Source organism: Streptacidiphilus rugosus AM-16 (genome assembly GCF_000744655.1).
Taxonomy (GTDB): domain Bacteria; phylum Actinomycetota; class Actinomycetes; order Streptomycetales; family Streptomycetaceae; genus Streptacidiphilus; species Streptacidiphilus rugosus.
Genome location: NZ_JQMJ01000004.1, coordinates 571,086 through 590,362 on the forward strand (window position 1 = coordinate 571,086; position 19,277 = coordinate 590,362).

Genomic DNA, 19,277 nt, shown 5'->3' on the forward strand with positions numbered 1-19,277 from the left:
ACTCCGGGCGCACCGGCGCCCGACCAGCCCGACACCCCCCGGAACGCTCGCACGCGGACGGACGTCCACCACCTGGCCCCCGCCCGCGGCCAGAGCCCGCGTCGACCCGCGGCACCTGTCGAACGGGGCCCGCACCCGACCAGTCCCACCCGGCGACCCGGCCGAGCGACTCGCCAAGAGACCGGCGCCCGCCACCCGCCCCCATCGCCCGGGGCGGGCGTCGGCCCGCGGCATCTGTCGCACCCAGACCCGGCACCCGACCAACCCCACACGGGCGAGGCGGGCATCGGCTAGGACTGCCGTCGCGTGTGCGCTCGCCGTCCCCCATTATTTTACGAGTGAAATACCTGTTAAGGTTTGTTCCATGTCCTCCCCCGCCCACCCCCGCATCCGGCCGCTGCCGCTGCGCGGCACGCTCGCGTTGCGGCCCGCCGTAGGGCCCTGGCACAGGCCCGCGCTGAGCGTCGCCGTGGCGACGCTGGTGCCGGGGCTGCTGCTGCTCGCGCTCGGGCGGCTGGACCTACTGCTCTACACTTCCGCCGGGACGATGTGCGCGCTGTTCGCGCACGCGCTGCCGTACCGGGAGCGGGCGCGGACGCTGGTGTGGGTGGTGCTGGGCATGACCGCGAGCGTCGCGCTCAGCCTGGGCGCGGCAGCGCTGGTGCCGGACGCTGCGGCGCTGGTGCTGCTGGCCGCGCTGGTCGCGGCCGCGCAGAAGCTCCTCTGCGACGCGACCCGGCTCGGTCCGCCGGGGAACGTCATCTTCACCTTCGTGAGCGCCTCCGCGTTCTTCGTCCCGCAGCGGCTCGGCGAGGTCCCCGCGCATCTGGGGCTGACGCTCGCCGGAGGGGCCGTGGCCCTGCTGGTCTGCCTCGCGCCCGCGCTGGTCAAGGCGCACGGACCGGCACTCGTCCTGGCCGCGCCCCGCGCGCCGCACGACGTCCGCGCGCTGCTGCCGCTGGCGGTCAGGGTCGGGCTCGGCTGCGCGCTGGCGGGCCTGGCGTCGCTGGCCGCGGGTGTCGGCCACCCCTACTGGGCGGTCGTGACCGCCGCCGCCGTGCACCGGTCCAACACCAGCGTCTCCTGGCAGCGTGCGCTGCAGCGGACCGTCGGCAGCCTGCTCGGGCTGGCGCTGTTCACCGCGACCGTGCCGTTGACCCGCTCCGCCGAGCTCGTCGCGCTGCTGGTGATCGCCGTCTGCCAGGTCGGCGCGGAGGCGACGATCACCCGCAACTACTGGGCCGCCCAGGTCTTCGTCACGCCCATGGCGCTGATGCTGGTCTCCCTGGGCTCCGCCGAGCCGGTCGGGCGGCTGGTGACGGACCGCTGGCTGGACACCCTGCTCGGCGCGGGACTCGGTGTGCTCAGTGCGCTCGTGGTGACCAACCGACGGGCCGGTGACCGCCTCGCGCGGGCCCTGGAGCGGGCCGAGGACGCCCAGGCCTTCGCCCTCGGTCACCTCGCCGAAGGCGCAGGCACCGGCGCAGTCGCGGGCGCGGACCGGCGCATCGGCCGACGCGTGGCGGAGTCCCTGCACGAGTTGCGAGAATCGGCCGAAGGACATGCCGGGGAGTGGTGGCAGCGGCCGGTCCCGGCCGAGCAGGTCCTGACCACCGAACGCGAGGGCCACCGGGTGCTGGCCCTGCTGACCCACGGGGAGCGCAGCGGATGAGCGCGGCACAGCGGCCGGGCGAGGACATCGTCGCCGGCATCATCCGGCAGTGGCAGGCGGTGCATCCCGGCCTCGACGTCGAGCCCATCGCGCTGATCGGGCGGATCAACCGCTGCGCCGCCCTGCTGCAGCAGGCGGCCGACGCGCAGTTGCGCCACGAGGGGCTGAGCCGGGCCGAGTTCGACCTGCTAGGCACCCTGCGGCGGTCGGGCCGCTCGCTGACCCCCGGCGAGCTGGTCAGGGAGACCTTCGCCTCGGGGGCGGCCGTCACCAAGCGGCTGCGGGCACTCGAGCAGCGCGGCCTGGTCGAGCGGCGGACCGACAGCCGGGACCGCAGGGTCGCCCACCTCTCGCTCACCGACGCGGGGCGCGAGCTGGCCGACCGTGTCCTGCCGAGCCAACTCGAACTCGAACGATCGCTGTTGGCGGGCATCGAGCCGCAGGCACGGACCGAACTCGCCGAGGGTCTGGCCACCCTGCTGCTGCTCCTGGAGGGACGCCTGGCCCGCACCCTCGGCTGACATACTCCTGCGGAGGGCCGACGCGGGGCTGTCGGCCGGACCCACTGCGACGAGGGGGAGTTGTGCGCGGGGAGAGGGTTGCCGTCGTCGGCGGGAGCATCGCGGGGTGTGCGGCCGCGCGGGCGCTGGTGCGGGCGGGCGCGGGCGAGGTGGTGGTCCTCGAGCGGGCCACCGGGCGGCTCCAGGACCGGGGCGTGGGTCTCGCGCTGCAGCGCGAGCGCTATGCGGAGCTGGAGGCGGCGGGTTATCTCGACGCCGCGATGCCGTGGGTCGAGCTGACCAGGCGCCCCTGGGTGGTGCGGGCGGGCGACGCCCGGGCCGGGCGCGAGATCGCGGCGCTGCCGTTCCCCTACCGCTCCTACAACTGGGGTTCGCTCTGGCAGGAGCTGCGCCGTCGGCTGCCGGACGAGGTCGACTACCGCGCGGGCGCGGCCGTCGCGCGGGTGCTTCCGGAGCCGGACGGGGCGCGGATCGTTCTCGCCGACGGCGGGGAGGAGCGGTTCGACCTGGTGGTCGGCGCGGACGGCCACCGCTCGGTGGTCCGCGCCGCGATGCTGCCGCCCGGTTCGTCCGCGGCCCGCTACGGCGGCTATGCGGCGTGGCGCGGCACGCTGCCGGTGCGGCAGCTGCCGGAGCCGTCCTCCGCGTTCCCCGCCGAGGACGCCACCACCGTCGTCTTCCCCGGTGGCCACATGATCGCCTATCGGATTCCGGGGCCCGCGGGTGAGCCGCAGGTCAACTGGGTGTTCTACGCGACGCCGCCGGAGACGGCCACGAGCGCGCTGGCGGACCCGGAGACCCCGCCGTCCCGGGAGCTCACCGAGGCGCTGACCGGCTTCCAGCACGAACTGGTCGAGCGCCACTTCCCCGGCTACTGGCGGGACGTCGTCCTCGGCACGCCGAAGGAGGGCACCCTGCTGCAGCCGATCTACGACATGGCCGCGCCGAGCTACACGCGCGGTCGGCTCGTGCTGCTCGGGGACGCGGCGGCGATCGCCCGCCCGCACACCGGCAGCGGCGCGCTCAAGGCGCTGCAGGACGCCACCGTGCTGGGGCGGGCGCTGGCGACCGCCGACCACCTCATGGAAGGGCTGGCCGCCTACGACGCGGAACGTGCGCCGGTGGGCCGCGCCATCTTGGAGCTGGGCCGCAGTCTCGGGCGGGCGCATGTGCAGCGGACGCCCGACTGGGCCTCGATGGACCAGCCGGCCTTCGACACGTGGTGGGTGGCGAACGGCGGTGGCGGCGTCGGCGGCCGGCCGCTCGGGTCGGGCGACGGCAGCTCGCAGGGCACCTCGGGCGTCCCGTCCCGCAGGACGGCCGAAACGGGCCGCCTCGGGAGGGTGGACGCGACCGACCCGGCGTGATCCCCTGGGAGGAGAGGCATCGCATCCCACGACTGTTCGAAGGAGGCGGCCATGCAGGCGGTCATCGGAGACCTGGTCGTCGTTGAGGGAACCCGCGAGGGGACGCCGCGCCGGGACGGCGAGATCGTCGCCCTGCACCACCCGGACGGCACCCCGCCCTACGACGTGCGCTGGGCGCACACGGGCAGGGTGAGCGTGTTCTTCCCCGGCCCCGACTCGCACATCAAGCACCGCGAACCGCAGCGGGAGCAGTCCGGCACGGCCTGAGCCCGAGGGGCGCGGCAGAGCGCGGACGCGCGCGGCACGACGGCAGGACTCCGGCCGGTGACGAAGGTCAGGCCGGGGCCCCGGCGGCGTGCGCGCGCTCGTGCGGGTGCGCGTGCTCGTGCTCGTGGTCGTGCGGGTGCTCGTGGGGCGCGGCGTGCGCGCCGCGGACCACGAGGGAGCCGAGCAGTTCCCTGGTGGCTGTGGCCACGGCCTCGACCGCCTCGTCGAAGGCCTCGCGGTTGTGCGCCGCCGGGGCGCGGAAGCCGGAGACCTTGCGCACGTACTGCAGCGCGGCCGCCTGGATGTCGGCTTCCTGCGGGTCGGGCGTGACCGGGGCGCGGAGCGTCTTGATGGATCGGCACATGCGTCCAGCGTAGGCCCGGGGACTGTCGGCGCGGCCGGACGGCGGGCGGAGCGGCGGCGTGCAGGCGGGGCGGCATCGGCCTACAGTGCAGGGAGTAGGACGACGCGTACGCACGGCCTGGAGGTACCAGATGACCCAGCCCGAGGACGAGTCCCGGCCCACTCCGGACCGGCTGCTCCACACCGGATCCGAACACCCGGTCGACCCGGAGGACCTGGTCCTCGCGAGCGGCCGTGAGCCGACGCCGGAGTTGATCGAGAAGGCCCGCAAGGCCATCGAGGAGCAGGGCGCGGCGGCGGTGGAACGCCTGCTGCCCTGACCTGCATCATCCCCCATGGCCCAGGGCTCGACAGCCGAAGTGCCGCCGTCCGCGCGCCGGAGCCGCTCGTGCAGAGCGAGTCGACGACGATCATCGCTGCCGACGTCGCGCCGCCGCCAGGCCGCCCTCAGGCCGTGACCGCTGACCGGCCGGGGGCCGGGCGAAACTCGTTCGTCCGGCCCCCGGATGCCGGCTGGTGCGGTGACCCGCACGGCCCGCCCGGGTCGTCGGGCGCGGGGTAACGTTCGCCGGGTGATCCACGATGCCGTCGCGCTCGACGACCCGGTTGCCGCGTCCCTGGACGGACACCACGCGCACCTCGCCCGTCGGCTCGGCCGGGCCGCGACCTTCCTTCCGGACGTCGCCACGTTCTCCTGCGTCTCGGCCGCCCCGTCCGGCCGCTCGGCGTCCGGTGAGCCGGACGCCGAGGCCTGGGCCGATCTCGCCCGGCTCCTCGGCCCGGGGGCGTTCGCGGACATGTTCAGCGGCGAGGCGACGCCGCCTGCGGACTGGGAGCCGGTCTTCGTGCTCGAAGGACGCCAGATGATCCTTCCGGGCGGTCTTCGGTCCGGCCGCCCGTGCGTCGGCGCGGCCGCCTCGGTGGTGGAGCTGGGCCCGGCCGACGTGCCCGAGATGCTCGATCTCGTCGCGTTGGCTCAGCCGGGGCCGTTCCGGGCGCGTACTCGCGAGCTGGGTGCTTATCTGGGCGTGCGCGAGAACGGCGCGCTGGTGGCGATGGCCGGCGAGCGTCTGCGTCCGCCGGGGTGGACCGAGCTCAGCGCCGTGTGCACCGCGCCCGCCGCGCGCGGTCGCGGGTACGCCTCGCTGCTGGTCGGCGAGCTCGTCGCGCGCGTCGAGGCGCGCGGCGAACACCCCTTCCTGCATGTGGCGGAGGCCAACGCGGGCGCGATCGGGCTCTACGAGTCGATGGGCTTCGAGTCCCGGAGGGCGGTGACCTTCCGGGGGTTCCGCACTCCGTGACGGGGCACGTCAGCGGATCGTGTCCCACAGGACACGGAGGTCGCCGCGCGGGTCGGGTTCGACCACCGAGGCGGAGTCCGCGGCCGCGCCGAAGCGCATGACGTGGCGGTCGGCCAGGTAGGGGGACCAGCCCGGGTCCCCGGTGGAGGCGAAGGCGACCCAGGCCGCGTGCATGGCGTCGGCGAGCGACTGGGGCGGTTCCGCGCCGAGCAGGGGCTTGAAGGCGGGGTCGGCCAGATTGTCGAAGACGAAGGGGAGTTCGGAGGCGTGGCAGGCGCCGAGCGCCCCGCCGAAGGTGGGCGGCTGCCAGGCGAACTCGTAGACGTGCGCCCGGGCGCCCTGGCGTGACTGGGCCTCCGCCAGCCGGAGCGCGGGGATGCGGTAGAACCAGTCCGTGGCGATCTCAGCGAGCAGCTCTCCCGGTGCGGCGTCGGGGAAGGCCGCCCGGTAGGCGCGGACCCCCTCCTCCGGCGGAAGTCCGTAGCCGGTCGCCGTGTGCTCCAGCATGGCCTCGGTGACCAGGCCGATCAGCCCGGTCGGGACCAGGAAGAGCCGGAACTCGTCGCGGTTGGCTCCGACGAGCACGTCGACGCCCGCCGCCGCGCCGGCTGCGATCGCGTCGAGCGGCGCGCACGGCAGGGTGACGCCGTCGACGACCGGCTCGAACGGCATCAGGTTGCGTGCGGCCTCGCCCCACCTGCTCGGATCGGGCAGCGCCGAGATCTCGGCGCGCAGTCGCTGCTGTGCGGGGAGCAGGCGCTCGGCGGGTACCTCGGCGAGCGCGGCGCGGGTGGGCGCGACGCCGAGGATCTCGGCGAGGCGGGCCCCTACCAGGGCGGCGGAGGACGGGGTGAGCGTGTGGTGCGCCGCGCCGCTCTGCAGGGCCGCGCGGCGGAAGAGGCCGCGCGCGGCGGGCATGGCGAGCAGCGCGCCGATGCTCATCGCGCCTGCGGACTCGCCGAAGACGGTCACTTGGTCGGGGTCGCCGCCGAAGGCGTCGATGTTGTCGCGGACCCACTCCAGGGCGGCGATCTGGTCGAGCAGGCCGAGGTTGGCCGCGCCGGTCCCACCACGCGCGTCGGCGGCGGGGGCGTCGCTGTCGGATTCGGCGAGATGGAGGAAGCCTTCCGCGCCCAGGCGGTAGTTGAGCGTCACCAGCACCACGCCGTCGCGGGCGAAGGCGGTGCCGTCGTAGCCGGGCACCGAGCCGGAGCCGTTGGCGAAGGCTCCGCCGTGCAGCCACACCATGACCGGCAGACGGGCCGCCGGATCGGGAGTCCAGACGTTGAGGTTGAGGCAGTCGTCGCCGGGGATGTCGATCTCGGGGATGAGCTGGTCGAAGGGCGCGGCATAGGGGGCCTTGGGCGCGGTCGGTCCGTAGTCCACCGTCTCGCGCACGCCCTGCCACGGCTGCGGGGTCTGCGGCGGCCGGAACCTGAGCGCGCCGACGGGGGCCGCGGCGTAGGGGACCCCCTTGAAGGCGCTGATCCCCGCTGCGTCGCGCAGGCCGCGGACGGAGCCGTGACGGGTGTGGACGACCGGTTGCATGGCGGCTCCTGGACGGTCGGGCGTGGATGCGGGGCGGCGCATGGGATGGTCAGCGGCGGGCGCCGGCGAGACGAAGGGCGAACTCCGTGTTGGCGTCGGCGACGTCGTCGCGGGTGTGGTCCTGCGCGGGATCGAACCAGTAGGCGGTCCGCAGTCCGATCGCGCCGATGGCGGAGGCGGTGAGCAGCAGGTCGGGCAGCTGGAAGTCGCCGTCCTTGACACCGCGTTCGAGCACGTCCAGCAGCATCTGGCGGCATTCCCTCCGTAGTTCGAGGGCAGGGGCCGCCAGTTCCGTCGACAGGCAGTGCAGTTCGTCGTTGGTGACCACGGCCAGCAGCGGAAAGTCGGTGTGCACGAGCGCGTGTGCCCTGGCCATGGCGGCCAGCTGTCCGATGGGGGTGTCGGGGGCCTGCGCACGGGCGTCGGCGAGCCGGTCGAGGAGCTCCTGGTGGCCGATACGCACCAGCTCCGCCAGGACGTGCTCCTTGGACGGATAGTGCGAGTACAGCGTCGCGGAGTTGATGCCGACGACGGCGGCGATGCCCCGGATCGAGCCGCCGGCGAAACCGGCCTCGGCGAAGAGCCCGAGGGCGGCGTGCAGGATCTTTCCCCGGGTGCCGGGAGGGGTGACGCCGTCGGGGAGCACCGCCGACACGGCGGCCAGCCGTCGCGGCTGCCAGCCGGGATCCTCCACGTGCGCCTCCAGGGTGCGGTGCCGGTCTGCCGGCCGGTCCAGGCCGGACCGGATCACTACCGATCGATCGGTGGCCCGTGTCCGGCTGCTCGAAAGCTACGGCTGTGCGCGGCCGGCCCGCAAGATCCCTCCGGAAGAATTTCCCACCGATCGATTGGTTGACAGGCCGTCATGGAGGCCCGAGGGTATCCCCAGTGCCGCAGCCAACCGATCGATTGGTCGGCTCCCTCGCGGCAGGAACCGCGCCCTGCTCCCCCGCCCAGACGCAAGGAGTGTGCTCCGTGAACGTCCGCTCCCTGACCAGGACCGCCAGAACCGCGATCGTCCTGGCCTCCACCGTGGCACTCGCCGCCCTCGGCCTCGCCGGCCCCGCCCATGCCACCGCACCGCCACTGCCGCACCTCGACATCACCGGCGACTACGTCACCGGCGTCTCCTCCGGCGGCTTCATGGCCACCCAGCTGCAGGTCGCCTACTCCCGCACGTTCCAGGGCGCAGGCATCATCGCCGCGGGTCCGTACGACTGCGGCCAGGGCACCGTCATCGGCGTCGACGCCTGCGACCTCGGCATCGGCCTGCCCGTACTGGAGCAGCGGGCCGCCACCTGGGCGCAGCAGGGACTCATCGACCCGCTGTCCAACCTGCGGAACAAGCCCGTCTACACCTACCACGGCGTCCTGGACCCGGTGGTCAACCCGGTGCTCTCGGCCGCCGGCGTCAGCTTCTACCAGCACTTCGGCGCACGCACGACCTACCACGACCGGGATCCGGCCGGTCACGCCTGGGTCACCCCCTACGGCCCGGTCCCCTGCGGCGCGACCGCCCCGCCGTTCATGAGCAACTGCTTCGACGATCCCGAGGGCGGGATGCTGCGCACCTGGCTCGGCGACGTCAACGCCCCCAACACCGGCACCCCGCAGGGCACCCTGCTCCACTTCGACCAGGACGCCTACGTCCCCGGTGGGTGGGGTCCGGCCCTGTCCATGGACGACACCGCCCAGGCCTACATCCCAGCGTCCTGCGCCGCCGGCGCTCCCTGCAAGCTGGTCGTCGCCCTGCACGGCTGCCTCTCCGGCCAGTACCTGCTCGGCGACACCTTCGCCGCGCGGGGCAACCTCGACACCTACGCCGACACCAACGACCTCGTCGTCCTCTACCCGCAGGCCATCTCCTCGCTCCTGCCGGTCAATCCGCAGGGCTGCTGGGACTGGTTCGGCTACGACGGCGCCGACTTCGCCGTCAGGAGCGCGCCGCAGATGACCGCCATCATGAACATGGTTCACGCGCTGGGCGGCTGAGCAGCCGTCCGGTCCGCGCCGCCTACGGCCCACGGGTGCTGCGTCCGTGCGCAGCGATCGGCCGACCGGGTCCGGGCTCCCGCAGTGGCCGCTCGTCCTCCCTGCGAAGGAACTGCACCCTTTGCCGATGCCGGTGACACCATCGTGTGGTGCGGGCGCATGGGGTCACGACACCATCCAGCCGCCGCGTTCCCTCACCCGGGGGTGGCACACGCCCGTAGCATCGTGATCCGTGATCACGGTAGCCACGTGACTCCTCCCCCGGGTGAAGCCGGGGGCTTCTCGCTAACCCTTCCGGGCGTCGCGACGGACCAGCCCGGCCCGTAGAACGTTGGTGGCTCCCACTGTGTCGGCGTGCGCGGTGTGGCCGCAGGACCGGCAGTGGAACCTCTCCTGTGTGGGCCGGTTCTCCTTGGCGGTGTGCCCGCATGCGGGGCACCGCCGGGAGGTGTTGCGGGGGTCCACGGCGATCACTTCCCGACCGGCGCTTTCAGCCTTGGCGCGCAGGATCGTCAGGAACACCCCCCAACCGGCATCGTTGATCGACTTGTTCAGTCCGGCTTTGGCCGCCGCCCCGTTGCGCGGGAAGGTGCCCGGCTGGTCGGGGTCGGGGTCGGGCTTGGGCGCGGGGGCCTTGACCATGTTGCGGATCTTGAGATCCTCGTGCGCGATGAAGTCGTGCTCGCGAACCAGGGCGAGGGCGGTCTTGTGGGCGTGGTCCAGACGCTGACGCCGGACCTTGCGGTGCAGGTCGGCAACGCGCTGAACGGCTCGCTGGTGGTTGCCGGTGCGCTTGTCCCGGCGGACACGAGGGAACCGGGCCAGGGCCCGCTGTGCTGCTTGGAGCTTCGCGGCGGCCTTACGGGCGTGGCGCGGGTTGGGCACGAACTCGCCGCCCGAGTCGGCGAGGAAGTTGGCTATACCCATGTCGATGCCGACCACGGCCCCGGTCGCGGGCAGCGGTTCGGGCCGCGACTGCTCGGCGGTCAGCACGACGAACCACTTGCGGCCCTCACGCTTGACCGAGACCGTTTTGACCTTGCCGACCACGGCCCGGTGCCGGTTGACCTTGACGTGCCCGATGCCCTGGAACCGGACGCGGGTGACGGGGTCGTGCGGGGTGGAGTCCCAGCGGCAGCCGTCGCCGTCCTTGGGGAAGTCCACCGTGTCGAACCAGTTCACGCCCCGGAAGCGCGGGTAGCCGGGCGTCTCACCGGACTTGACCCGGCGGAAGAACGCCGCGAACGCCTTGTCCAACCGGCGAAGCGTCGCCTGCTGCGAGGAGAACGACCACCGGCCCTGACGCTCCGGGTCGAACGCCCGGATCTCCTTGAGCTGCGCCGACTGCATCCCGTACTTGACGCTCGTCTTCGATGCGTGCCGGTAGGCGTCGCGCCGCTCCTGAAGGGCCCCGTTATAGAGAGAGCAGTGGTCACGCAGCATCTCGGCAAGCGCTTGCGTCTGGCCCACGGTGGGCTTCCCAATGCTGATGTCAAGCCGCTTCGGTGACAGGAGGTGCGATTTGGTAGCACCGTCCGTCACGAATGAGTGCCCAGAGGACGTTCACGCGGCGGCGTGCGAGTGCGAGGACTGCCTGGACGTGCCGCTTGCCTTCGGCCCTCTTGCGGTCGTAGTAGGTGCGGGAGTTTGGGTCGCGCTGGATGCTGATGAGCGCGGAGGTGTAGAAGACCCGCTGGAGGCCCCGGTGGTATCGCTGGGGGCGATGGAGGTTGCCGCTGACCTTGCCGGAGTCCTTCGGGGCCGGGGTGACTCCGGCGAAGGCCGCAAGGCGATCCGCAGTGGGGAAAGCGGCCAGGCTGCCGCCTATTGCGGCGAGGAACTCCGCTCCGAGGGTGGAGCCGACGCCCGGCATCGAGGTGATCACCTCCGCGAGTTCGTGCTCCCGAAACCGTCCCTCGACGAGCTTGTCGGTCTCCGCGATCTTCTCGTTGAGGGCGATCACCTCCTCGGCCAGGGTGTGGACCATCTGGGCGATGGCTTTCTCTCCGGCGACGGCGGTGTGCTGCCGCTCAGCCGCTTCGACAGTCTTGGCGGCCAGCGCCTCCGCGCCGTAGACCTTGCGGTTGCGGAGCCAGGTCGTCAGCCGCTTGGTGCCGGATCGGCGAATGGCCGCTGGTGTCTGGTAGCCGGTCAGAAGCCGCAGCGGGCCGGCGTTGCCGAGGTCCAAGGTCCGTTCCAACGCCGGGAACATGCTGGTCAGCAGGGCACGGAGCCGATTGGTGACGCGGGTGCGCTCGCCGACAAGGTCTGCACGGTGCTCGGTCAGCAGCCGCAGTTCGATGATGCCCTCGTCGTCGAGGCGGACGGGAAGCAGGTCGCGCCGCATCCTGGCCTGGTCGGCGATCACGTGGGCGTCGCGGGCGTCGGTCTTGCCCTGGCCTCGGTAGCTGTCTGCGGCGCGGTTGACCGCGACGCCGGGGATGTAGAGGAGCTCCTGGCCGTGGTTGGCCAGGAGGTTGATCAGCAGGCCGGTTTCACCGCCGGTCATGTCCATCGCCCAGGTCACCGCGCCACCGTCGGCAAGGTCCAGGACGTCGGCGACCAGCTGGAGAAGCTCCGGCTCGTCGTTCGCCACCCGCCGCGACAGCAGCGTGTTGCCCTCGACGTCCAGAACCAGCGTGTGGTGGTGGGTCTTGCCGCAGTCGGTCCCCGCCCATATCCGGCTCATCGCTCTCCATCAGGTCGTTCCTGTCTTGCGTACCACGGACGACCTCGCCGGCATTGCTCTACACAGCGACCTTCTCGCACTTCCCAATCGGCGGCCGAGTCGTCGTGGGGAACCGGGCGGCCAAGCCCACAGAGCCACGGACGGCAGCCGCATGAAAGCCACACCCGGTTCCCCTGGGTGCCACAACCCTACGAATGGCTGGGACGAACCCAAAAGGAAGGTAGAGCCGCATGAGGAACTTGTACGCACGGATCACCCGGCCCACCCCCTGCAAGGTCGACAACCAGGATCATACTACAGAACGTGAGCAACCATCACAGACAGTTGGCGCAGGGATCTCCGCCGCTTCACGGCTCCGCGCCAAGGATGCCTTCCCTCCCCGACTGAAGCCGGGGATACCCTGCAAGATCATGGATGGAATGTCCCTGCATCGCATCCATGCCGAGAACTGGGGCGGGGATGTCGCGACCCACTACCCGGACGAGGCGGCCAGGATCGCAATGATCACCGCCCGTCTGGCTGAGCGAGCGGAACAGGTCATCACCCTTCAGGAGGTCAGCGGCGACCAGCTCGCGGCCCTGCGCGCCGCGCTGCCCGGCCGGACGTTCCACTCCCTGCGATACCCCCGAGTGCCGCGGCCTCGTACGGACGCCCCCTTCCCGCTGCACGATCCGGCCGAGCACCTCGTGCTCCTGGTCGACGGCCCCAGCCGGATGATCGCCGCCGACGCCTTCCCGGACGACCCCGGAAAAGGTGTGCTGGTCATCGAGGCCGCGGGGACGGTGGTGGTCGCGACCCATCTGACCGGGGATGCGCGGTCCGCCGGCCAGTTGGCCCGCCTGGCCGAGTCGGCCAGGACCGAGGCGGGGCGCCCGGCTGTGCTGCTGGGTGACTTCAACGCCGACCGCCGCACGGTGCTCTCCGCTCTGGGTGCCGAGTTCGACATCCCCGCCCTGCCCGACGACGGCCCCCCGACCCGTCCTTTCACCTCCGCAGAAGGGAGCCCGGGGAAGTGGATCGATCACGTGGTCGTGCGCGCCGCCACCGTCACCGACGCGCAGGTGGTCCCCGTCGGCGGGTTGTCCGACCACAACCTGGTCCGGGCCGTCGTCCAGAACTGAGGACGGTGGCAGGGGTGGGGTCGCCTGGACAGGTGTACCGACATGATCAGGCATTGGCGTACGGACAGGACCAGCGTGCCTTCGGCTGAGCAGCCGTCAGGTCAGGCCTCGTGGAAATGCGACAACAGGGCCTCCTGGACAGCTTGCTGGCGTCGACACCCTTCCGGCTACCAAGTGGCCCTGCTTTCCTGCACGGCATCCGCCACGGTCACCCGGTCGAGACTCGGCTCGACCGACATCGCTCGAGATCGGGAGGCCAAGCCGCTGAGTATTGCCCAGCGCTGGCTTCCCGGCTCGTGCCAGGATGCTCGGCATGTCTGCTCGTGCACTGAGCTTCGGCGCAATCGCGGAAGCCTATGAATGGTTCCGGCCGGGGTATCCCAAAGAGCTCCTCGACTTGGTGATGACGTACGCGGGCCGGCCGGTTCGGACGGCGCTGGAGATCGGTGCAGGGACAGGAAAAGCAACCCGCTTGTTCGCTGAGCATGGGATCACGGTCACGGCGACGGAGCCCGACCCCTCCATGCTCGCCGAGCTGAACAAGTCGGCGCCAGCGAACGTGAGGACCGTGCGGGCCGCATTCGAGGACCTGCGGTCAGGTGAAACCTATGGGCTGGTCTATGCGGCGGCAGCCCTGCATTGGACGCGCCCGGAGGAGCGGTGGTCAAGAATGGCCGCGCTACTGGAGCCGGCGGGTGTGTTTGCCTCATTCGGTGGCCCGGTGCAGCTGGCTGATCCGGCAGTCGAGGAGTCTGTGCGTGCGGCACGGGCGCCGTTCCTGGAAAGCGATGACGTTCCGTCGCCCGACGGGACGGCTCCGGATGAGGCGATGCAGTGGCCGGGTACGGAGCTGCGACGATCCCCCTTCTTCGTCGACGTTCAGCAGGCCGTCGTCAAGCGGCGCTTGACGATGAGCGCTCCTGACTACGTTGGCTACCTGTCGACCGTCTCGGCGTATCTCCAACTGCCGCGATCGAGGCGGCAGCAGGCGTACGACGTGATCATGGGGGTCCTGCCCGAGACAGTCGAGATCACTGCCGACATCATCGTCCATCTCGCGCGTCGGCGGGCCGAGTAGAGGCGGCACTCCCCCTTGGGGACCACGGCGAGCCCCGCGCGAGGGCCTGCGCCAAGACCACCCACGCAGCCTTCTCACGCCCGGCACCCACCACGACCACCCGAGAGCGGCCGCCGGAGCTGGTGACGAGAGCGCCCTGGCCCGGCTGGCCACCCGCGCGAGGAGGTGGGCGATCGCGATGGTGCCCTCAGACTCAGGCAGTACGGCCCGGAAGCTGACGGCTCCACAGCGGCAGGCGAGTCCTGAGTGATCGCACCAGACCCAGCCGATGTTGCACGGCCCGCAAACTGTCCCGCCCGACGGACCGGTCGCCCGAGCCTGGTGGCTTCAGGCGGCGGCCAGACGGCTGTCTTCGTTCGGTGCTGGGGGTCCGGTCAGGCCTGTGGGTGGTCGAGGCCCGTGGGCAGGGCCGGTTCCTCCTCGATGTGTGCGAGCTCGGTGTCGGTGAGGAGGCGGGAGCGGATCAGGAAGCGGACCCCCTCGGGGGCCTCGACGGAGAAGCCGCTGCCGCGGCCGGGGACGATGTCGACGGTGAGGTGGGTGTGCTGCCAGTAGGCGAACTGGTCGCCGCTCATCCAGAACGGCGTCTCGTCGTCGCCCACGTGGCCGAGCAGCACGTCCTGTCCGCCGACGCGGAACTCGCCGCGCGGGTAGCACATGGGAGCGGAGCCGTCGCAGCAGCCGCCGGACTGATGGAACATCAACGGGCCGTGCCGACCGGCCAGCCGCCGCAGGAGCGCGGCGGCCGGCTCGGTCAGCTCCACCCGCGAGGTGCGTCGCGGGATGTCGTCCATCAGAAGAAACCGAGCTTCTTGTCGGAGTAGCTGACCAGCAGGTTCTTGGTCTGCTGGTAGTGATCGAGCATCATCTTGTGGTTCTCCCGCCCGATCCCGGACTTCTTGTAGCCGCCGAAGGCCGCGTGGGCGGGGTAGGCGTGGTAGCAGTTGGTCCAGACGCGGCCGGCCTTGATGCCGCGGCCGAGGCGGAAGGCGGTGTTGCCGTCGCGGGACCACACGCCCGCGCCGAGACCGTAGAGGGTGTCGTTGGCGATCGCGAGGGCCTCGGCCTCGGTGTCGAAGGTGGTGACCGCGACGACGGGCCCGAAGATCTCCTCCTGGAAGATCCGCATGTCGTTGCGGCCCTTGAAGATCGTCGGCTCGATGTAGTAGCCGCCCTCCAGGCCGGCGACCTTGCGCGGGCCGCCGCCGGTGAGGATCTGGGCGCCCTCCTTGATGCCGATGTCCAGGTACGAAATGATCTTCTCGTACTGGTCGTTGCTGGCCTGCGCGCCGATCATCGTGGCCGGGTCCAGCGGGTCCCCGCCCACGATCGCCTCGGTGCGGGCGATACAGCGGGCGATGAACTCGTCGTAGATCGAGGAATGGATCAGCGCCCGCGACGGGCAGGTGCAGACCTCGCCCTGGTTCAGCGCGAACATCACGAAGCCCTCGACGGCCTTGTCCAGGAAGTCGTCGTCGTGGGCCATCACGTCCGGCAGGAAGATGTTCGGGCTCTTGCCGCCCAGCTCCAGGGTGACCGGGATGATGTTCTCCGAGGCGTACTGCATGATCAGCCGCCCGGTCGTGGTCTCCCCGGTGAAGGCGACCTTCGCGACCCGGCTGCTGGACGCGAGCGGCTTGCCCGCCTCGACGCCGAAGCCGTTGACGATGTTCACGACGCCCGGCGGCAGCAGGTCCGCGATCAGCTCCATCACGACCAGGATGCTGACCGGGGTCTGCTCGGCCGGCTTGATGACCACGCAGTTCCCGGCCGCCAGCGCGGGGGCCAGCTTCCAGGTGGCCATGAGAATCGGGAAGTTCCACGGGATGATCTGCCCGACCACCCCGAGCGGCTCGTGCAGGTGGTAGGCGACGGTGTCGGCGTCGATCTGCGAGATCGACCCCTCCTGCGCGCGGATCGCCCCGGCGAAGTAGCGGAAGTGGTCCACGGCCAGCGGCAGGTCGGCGGCCAGCGACTCCCGGACCGGCTTGCCGTTCTCCCAGGTCTCCGTGACCGCGAGCATCTCCAGGTGCTGCTCGATCCGGTCCGCGATCCGCAGCAGCACCGTCGCCCGCTCGGTCGGGGACGTCCGCCCCCACGCGTCGGCGGCGCGGTGCGCGGCGTCCAGCGCGAGCTCGATGTCCTCGGCGCCGGACCGGGCGACCTGACAGAACGTCTCACCGGTCACCGGGGAAGGGTTGTCGAAGTAGCGGCCCTCCACCGGCGCGACGAAGTCGCCGCCGATGAAGTTGTCGTAGCGGGGCTTGAAGGTGACGATGCTGCCCTCGGTCCCGGGCTGGGCGTAGGCCATTGCGCGCTCCTCGTCGAGCGGACGGTGGATTCCCCGCACACTCTCGTCCCCCAAGGTTGGCGAAAGGTTGGCGCCCACAGGCGACAGCTTCCCCGACGCCCGCGTCACGTGGTCCTCGACCCACGGTCCTGTGCCTTCTCGCGCAGGCGCCGCAGGTGGTCGTCCGAGGCGTCGACGGCGCGGAACGCACCATCACCGTGAGCGTCGGAGCCGCCTACGACAACACCGTCGGCGCCTACGCCCTCAGCAGCCTCCAACTCCTGCGCCACAAGATCGCCAACACCCGCCCGCCCGAGGACCTCGCCGCACTCGACCGACGGTGTTGGTTGGTTCGCGCTGGTCGCTCAGCTGACGCGGTGAGCGGCCCACACGATTCCGTGCGGTGCGGACGGCGAGGTCGGAACGGCGCAGGATGCTGTGCGGGCTGTCGGTGTCGAGGAGGACAGCCGCGATGCCCGCACTCTGCAGGATCTGGTCCATGATGGCCGGGTACCTGGCGTCCCGGTCGCGGATCAGGAACCGTACTGTGGCAAGCTGGCCGGCGTCCTCCAGGTCCCTGAGCAGGCTGCGCAGCCCCTGGGTGACCCAGGCATGGGTCGGATGGACAGCGGTCCCGAAGGTCGCCGGTCCCTGATGGTCGGTGAGGGGCTGTCGGGATGGTGCGCGTAGTCCGACCTGGCTGGCTCCCGTCTCGGCGCGATCGTTACTGTCCAAGGGATCATTGGTCATCGCCGGGCCTGACGTGCTCGGAAGCCAAACGGGAGACCTGATGCCGGAGCTCATAGACCATCTTGAGAGCAGACTCGGGCGTATGCTCGGCGCCTGGTCCCCGCCCGCAGGCGCCCCGCAGGGGACTCCTCAGGTGGCGTGCTTCCGGGAAGGTCAGCTCTCGGGCGCCCAGGCGTTCGCGACGATCGGACTGTCTCGTACTCCGTTGCGGGATCCGACGTCGGACCGCCACTTCCACTTGGAGTTGCTGGCCTGCGAGACAGCCGGCCGTACCACGGGCTATGGGCACTTTCCCGCGGTCTTGGAATACGTCGCCGGGCAGCTGGTGGCGAGCGGCCGGGCGATCCTCCGCGGCGACGTGCTTCCGCTTCCCGCTCCGCTGCCCGGTGGACGTATGACGTGCCTCTATGCCGGGCTGCCTGTCTACTTCGAGGACGACTTCTTCTCGGTCACTATCGAGAACGGCAGTGATGTCGCCGTCGTCTGGCTGATCCCCATCACGGCCGAGGAGACCGCCTTCATTCGCGAGAAGGGCTGGAAGGCATTCGAGGACGCACTGGTTCGCCAGGACCCAGATCTCCTCGACCCCGACCGTCCCCAACTCGACCTGTGAGCCGGGGACGGATGGAGGGCCTGCTCAGGGCGTCCGCCTCAATGGGCCGACGTCGGTGCGATGGTGGGGCATCGTCGGCCGGGCGGCTTCCGGGGTGGCCAGCAGCGCGACTACTCCCGCACGGCCATTGTCCTGGACGCCACAGCGCTGGGCACCGATGTGGACTTCGACCCCCTCGTGTGGGTTCGCCTCGTTGCCCATGAGTACGGCCACGCATTCCGCGATGCCCTCGACTCGACCGTCCACCCCGGCCGGCCGGATCTGGTCGACTCCTGTCGAACCCATCAACTGGGCCTGCGCGTGGGGCACGTCGGCGCGGGGAGCTGTTCCGGCACCGCCGCCGCGCCGCACCGTAGGTGGCCGAGCCCGGCCCGCTCGGGTAGCACCAGCCGTGGTGTACAGCTGCCAGCAGGCTTTGCCGCACGGCACGGCCGGAAACGCCGCGACCGATTCCAGGCCGGCACCCCAAGACGCGCCGACGGGCAGTCGCACCATCCAAGCAGTGACGTCGGGTCCCCTCCACCGGTGGGGCTCGGTGGTCAGCTCAAGGGCCGATCCCAGCCGCCTCTGGCGCATCGGCGGGGCCGGGTCGCCGCGAAGACTGTCCACGCGGGCCAAGCCGGGCGCGGGTCCCGTCGGCCTCTGATCCAGGCCCCGGCTGTCGGCGGTGGCAGGAGCGTGTGCTAGAACGCTCACCTCAACTCGCGCGGAGTGCGTGGCAGCAGAAACGGGCAGGTCAGGATATGTCGGCGGTAGTGGTGGGGGTGGGCGCGGGCGCACTTGGCCCGGTCGCCCTCGGAATCAGCGCGTGGGTGACCCACCGGAGCAGAAGCCCGAAGGCAGACTTCAGACGCGCCGACCGCTTTGCCAAGGAGATGGACCTGTACCTGCCGGAGGAACTGGTGGCCCAGGTCGCCTCCCGGCTGCGGAGGCGGGTGGTGCTCGGGCTGGTCCTCTCGGCCCTGATCGCGGGGCCGTGGCTGGGCTACCTGGTCGGCATGTTCGTAGCCGGGCTGCACGACCCTGCGGTGAGCCGCATGGACTTCCAAGCGGTGCCCTTCCCCGGCGCCTCGGGCTTCGCCTTGATCGCGGCTCCCGGGATCGCGATCACCCTGCTGGAGGGTGTCTGGGAAGTCGCCCGTGCCCGGCGGGAAGCGGCCACGGTGGCGGGGCTTCTCGCCGAACCGGCCGTGGCGGTACGGCTGCGGCACGCAGTGCCGCTCTGGCTGATCTGGGCGGCGCGAGTGCTGGCCGTCCTTCCCGCGCTGGTGGCCGCGGGAGCCTGCGCGGTGCAGGGCCGGGCCGGCCTGGCCCTTGGCTTCGCGGCGTTGGCGCCACTGGGCTGGTTGGTGGCGTGGTCGGTGGAGCGCCTGCAGCTGTGGATGCTGAACGGCAGACGACTGGCAGGCAGGGTCGGCCTGCTGCCACAGCAGGCCGCCTTCGACGATGCCTTCCGGGTGACCATGGCACTGCCGCTTCTGCCACTGGCCCCGTGCCTCGGCGTACTCGCGGGAGGCTTCTACATTCACCTGGTGGGCCATGGGTTCTGGTACCAGGACCTCATGCTCGCCTGGGGCCTGAGTGTCTTCCCGATCATGGTGCTGAACGGCCTGCTCACCACCAACTGGGCGAAGCGTTACCACCACAGGGGCGCACGCAAGCCCCCCGCACCCGCGCCGGCCGCGCGCTGACCCGGTACCGGCCG

The 19,277-nt window shown here is 71.4% G+C and carries 18 protein-coding genes; 11 read left to right on the forward strand and 7 right to left on the reverse strand.

What is annotated here, in order from left to right; all coding sequences use genetic code 11:
- The first annotated feature begins 364 nt into the window (after positions 1 to 364).
- From BS83_RS11465 to BS83_RS11480, 4 genes are all read left to right on the forward strand, one after another.
- Positions 365 to 1,672, forward strand: a complete 1,308-nt coding sequence (locus BS83_RS11465; protein ID WP_037603658.1) for an FUSC family protein — start codon at positions 365 to 367, stop codon at positions 1,670 to 1,672.
- Entirely contained in the window at positions 1,669 to 2,193 is a 525-nt protein-coding gene (locus tag BS83_RS11470) for a MarR family winged helix-turn-helix transcriptional regulator (RefSeq protein WP_037603659.1), read from the forward strand. Before BS83_RS11465 ends, BS83_RS11470 begins: the two co-directional genes overlap by 4 nt.
- A gap of 62 nt (positions 2,194 to 2,255) precedes the next feature.
- The gene (locus BS83_RS11475) at positions 2,256 to 3,560 is read left to right on the forward strand and encodes an FAD-dependent monooxygenase (RefSeq protein WP_084713369.1); all 1,305 of its coding nucleotides are present in this window, start codon (positions 2,256 to 2,258) and stop codon (positions 3,558 to 3,560) included.
- A gap of 51 nt (positions 3,561 to 3,611) precedes the next feature.
- The gene (locus BS83_RS11480; protein WP_037603660.1) at positions 3,612 to 3,827 is read left to right on the forward strand and encodes a DUF1918 domain-containing protein; all 216 of its coding nucleotides are present in this window, start codon (positions 3,612 to 3,614) and stop codon (positions 3,825 to 3,827) included.
- Between the two features lie 67 nt (positions 3,828 to 3,894).
- Here BS83_RS11480 and BS83_RS11485 read toward each other — a convergent pair whose 3' ends face one another.
- Complete coding sequence (locus BS83_RS11485; RefSeq protein ID WP_084713371.1) at positions 3,895 to 4,191, reverse strand: DUF2277 domain-containing protein; 297 nt, start codon at positions 4,189 to 4,191, stop codon at positions 3,895 to 3,897.
- Between the two features lie 130 nt (positions 4,192 to 4,321).
- Here BS83_RS11485 and BS83_RS11490 point away from each other — a divergent pair, with 130 nt between their 5' ends.
- Together BS83_RS11490 and BS83_RS11495 are read left to right on the forward strand one after the other, a co-directional pair.
- Positions 4,322 to 4,510: a hypothetical protein gene (locus BS83_RS11490; protein ID WP_037603661.1), complete on the forward strand. Its 189-nt coding sequence runs from the start codon at positions 4,322 to 4,324 to the stop codon at positions 4,508 to 4,510.
- A 252-nt stretch (positions 4,511 to 4,762) separates the two neighbouring features.
- On the forward strand, positions 4,763 to 5,491 hold the full coding sequence (locus tag BS83_RS11495) for a GNAT family N-acetyltransferase (RefSeq protein ID WP_037603662.1): 729 nt from the start codon (positions 4,763 to 4,765) through the stop codon (positions 5,489 to 5,491).
- Positions 5,492 to 5,500: 9 nt separating this feature from the next.
- On the opposite strand, the gene BS83_RS11500 is transcribed toward BS83_RS11495, so the two are convergent.
- Positions 5,501 to 7,039, reverse strand: coding sequence for a carboxylesterase/lipase family protein (locus BS83_RS11500; RefSeq protein ID WP_037603663.1), 1,539 nt, complete (start codon positions 7,037 to 7,039; stop codon positions 5,501 to 5,503).
- A gap of 49 nt (positions 7,040 to 7,088) precedes the next feature.
- Entirely contained in the window at positions 7,089 to 7,790 is a 702-nt protein-coding gene (locus BS83_RS11505; protein WP_198035213.1) for a TetR/AcrR family transcriptional regulator, read from the reverse strand.
- 224 nt (positions 7,791 to 8,014) lie between these two features.
- Here BS83_RS11505 and BS83_RS11510 point away from each other — a divergent pair, with 224 nt between their 5' ends.
- Positions 8,015 to 9,031 (forward strand): extracellular catalytic domain type 2 short-chain-length polyhydroxyalkanoate depolymerase, encoded by a 1,017-nt coding sequence (locus BS83_RS11510; protein WP_051942943.1) that lies wholly within the window; start codon positions 8,015 to 8,017, stop codon positions 9,029 to 9,031.
- Positions 9,032 to 9,316: 285 nt separating this feature from the next.
- Here the strand turns inward: BS83_RS11510 and BS83_RS11515 are convergent, their stop codons facing one another.
- Together BS83_RS11515 and BS83_RS11520 are read right to left on the reverse strand one after the other, a co-directional pair.
- The gene (locus BS83_RS11515; RefSeq protein ID WP_037608696.1) at positions 9,317 to 10,522 is read right to left on the reverse strand and encodes an RNA-guided endonuclease InsQ/TnpB family protein; all 1,206 of its coding nucleotides are present in this window, start codon (positions 10,520 to 10,522) and stop codon (positions 9,317 to 9,319) included.
- A 1-nt stretch (position 10,523) separates the two neighbouring features.
- The gene (locus tag BS83_RS11520; protein ID WP_037600031.1) at positions 10,524 to 11,720 is read right to left on the reverse strand and encodes an IS110 family RNA-guided transposase; all 1,197 of its coding nucleotides are present in this window, start codon (positions 11,718 to 11,720) and stop codon (positions 10,524 to 10,526) included.
- Positions 11,721 to 12,139: 419 nt separating this feature from the next.
- Between BS83_RS11520 and BS83_RS11525 the strand changes: the two genes are divergently transcribed.
- Together BS83_RS11525 and BS83_RS11530 are read left to right on the forward strand one after the other, a co-directional pair.
- Positions 12,140 to 12,841 (forward strand): endonuclease/exonuclease/phosphatase family protein, encoded by a 702-nt coding sequence (locus tag BS83_RS11525; protein ID WP_232248227.1) that lies wholly within the window; start codon positions 12,140 to 12,142, stop codon positions 12,839 to 12,841.
- 313 nt (positions 12,842 to 13,154) lie between these two features.
- A complete protein-coding gene (locus tag BS83_RS11530) occupies positions 13,155 to 13,919 on the forward strand; it encodes a class I SAM-dependent methyltransferase (RefSeq protein ID WP_037603665.1) in 765 nt (254 codons plus the stop codon).
- Positions 13,920 to 14,293: 374 nt separating this feature from the next.
- On the opposite strand, the gene BS83_RS11535 is transcribed toward BS83_RS11530, so the two are convergent.
- Complete coding sequence (locus BS83_RS11535) at positions 14,294 to 14,713, reverse strand: DUF779 domain-containing protein (protein ID WP_037603666.1); 420 nt, start codon at positions 14,711 to 14,713, stop codon at positions 14,294 to 14,296.
- Positions 14,713 to 16,230 (reverse strand): aldehyde dehydrogenase, encoded by a 1,518-nt coding sequence (gene adh, locus BS83_RS11540; RefSeq protein ID WP_037603667.1) that lies wholly within the window; start codon positions 16,228 to 16,230, stop codon positions 14,713 to 14,715. The genes BS83_RS11535 and adh overlap by 1 nt, the downstream gene beginning before the upstream one ends.
- Before the next feature lie 811 nt (positions 16,231 to 17,041).
- On the opposite strand from adh, the gene BS83_RS11550 reads away from it, so the two are divergent.
- Together BS83_RS11550 and BS83_RS11560 are read left to right on the forward strand one after the other, a co-directional pair.
- Positions 17,042 to 17,572, forward strand: coding sequence for a suppressor of fused domain protein (locus BS83_RS11550; protein ID WP_198035215.1), 531 nt, complete (start codon positions 17,042 to 17,044; stop codon positions 17,570 to 17,572).
- Between the two features lie 875 nt (positions 17,573 to 18,447).
- Entirely contained in the window at positions 18,448 to 19,263 is an 816-nt protein-coding gene (locus tag BS83_RS11560) for a hypothetical protein (protein ID WP_037603671.1), read from the forward strand.
- Positions 19,264 to 19,277 lie beyond the last annotated feature (14 nt).

Bases quoted from the DNA above. Each gene is read 5' to 3' on its own strand.
- BS83_RS11465 (WP_037603658.1), top strand. From the start codon at position 365: ATGTCCTCCCCCGCCCACCCCCGCATCCGGCCGCTGCCGCTGCGCGGC.
- BS83_RS11470 (WP_037603659.1), top strand. From the start codon at position 1,669: ATGAGCGCGGCACAGCGGCCGGGCGAGGACATCGTCGCCGGCATCATC.
- BS83_RS11480 (WP_037603660.1), top strand. From the start codon at position 3,612: ATGCAGGCGGTCATCGGAGACCTGGTCGTCGTTGAGGGAACCCGCGAG.
- BS83_RS11485 (WP_084713371.1), bottom strand. From the start codon at position 4,191: ATGTGCCGATCCATCAAGACGCTCCGCGCCCCGGTCACGCCCGACCCG.
- BS83_RS11490 (WP_037603661.1), top strand. From the start codon at position 4,322: ATGACCCAGCCCGAGGACGAGTCCCGGCCCACTCCGGACCGGCTGCTC.
- BS83_RS11500 (WP_037603663.1), bottom strand. From the start codon at position 7,039: ATGCAACCGGTCGTCCACACCCGTCACGGCTCCGTCCGCGGCCTGCGC.
- BS83_RS11520 (WP_037600031.1), bottom strand. From the start codon at position 11,720: ATGAGCCGGATATGGGCGGGGACCGACTGCGGCAAGACCCACCACCAC.
- BS83_RS11525 (WP_232248227.1), top strand. From the start codon at position 12,140: ATGTCCCTGCATCGCATCCATGCCGAGAACTGGGGCGGGGATGTCGCG.
- BS83_RS11530 (WP_037603665.1), top strand. From the start codon at position 13,155: ATGTCTGCTCGTGCACTGAGCTTCGGCGCAATCGCGGAAGCCTATGAA.
- BS83_RS11535 (WP_037603666.1), bottom strand. From the start codon at position 14,713: ATGGACGACATCCCGCGACGCACCTCGCGGGTGGAGCTGACCGAGCCG.
- adh (WP_037603667.1), bottom strand. From the start codon at position 16,230: ATGGCCTACGCCCAGCCCGGGACCGAGGGCAGCATCGTCACCTTCAAG.
- BS83_RS11550 (WP_198035215.1), top strand. From the start codon at position 17,042: ATGCTCGGCGCCTGGTCCCCGCCCGCAGGCGCCCCGCAGGGGACTCCT.
- BS83_RS11560 (WP_037603671.1), top strand. From the start codon at position 18,448: ATGGACCTGTACCTGCCGGAGGAACTGGTGGCCCAGGTCGCCTCCCGG.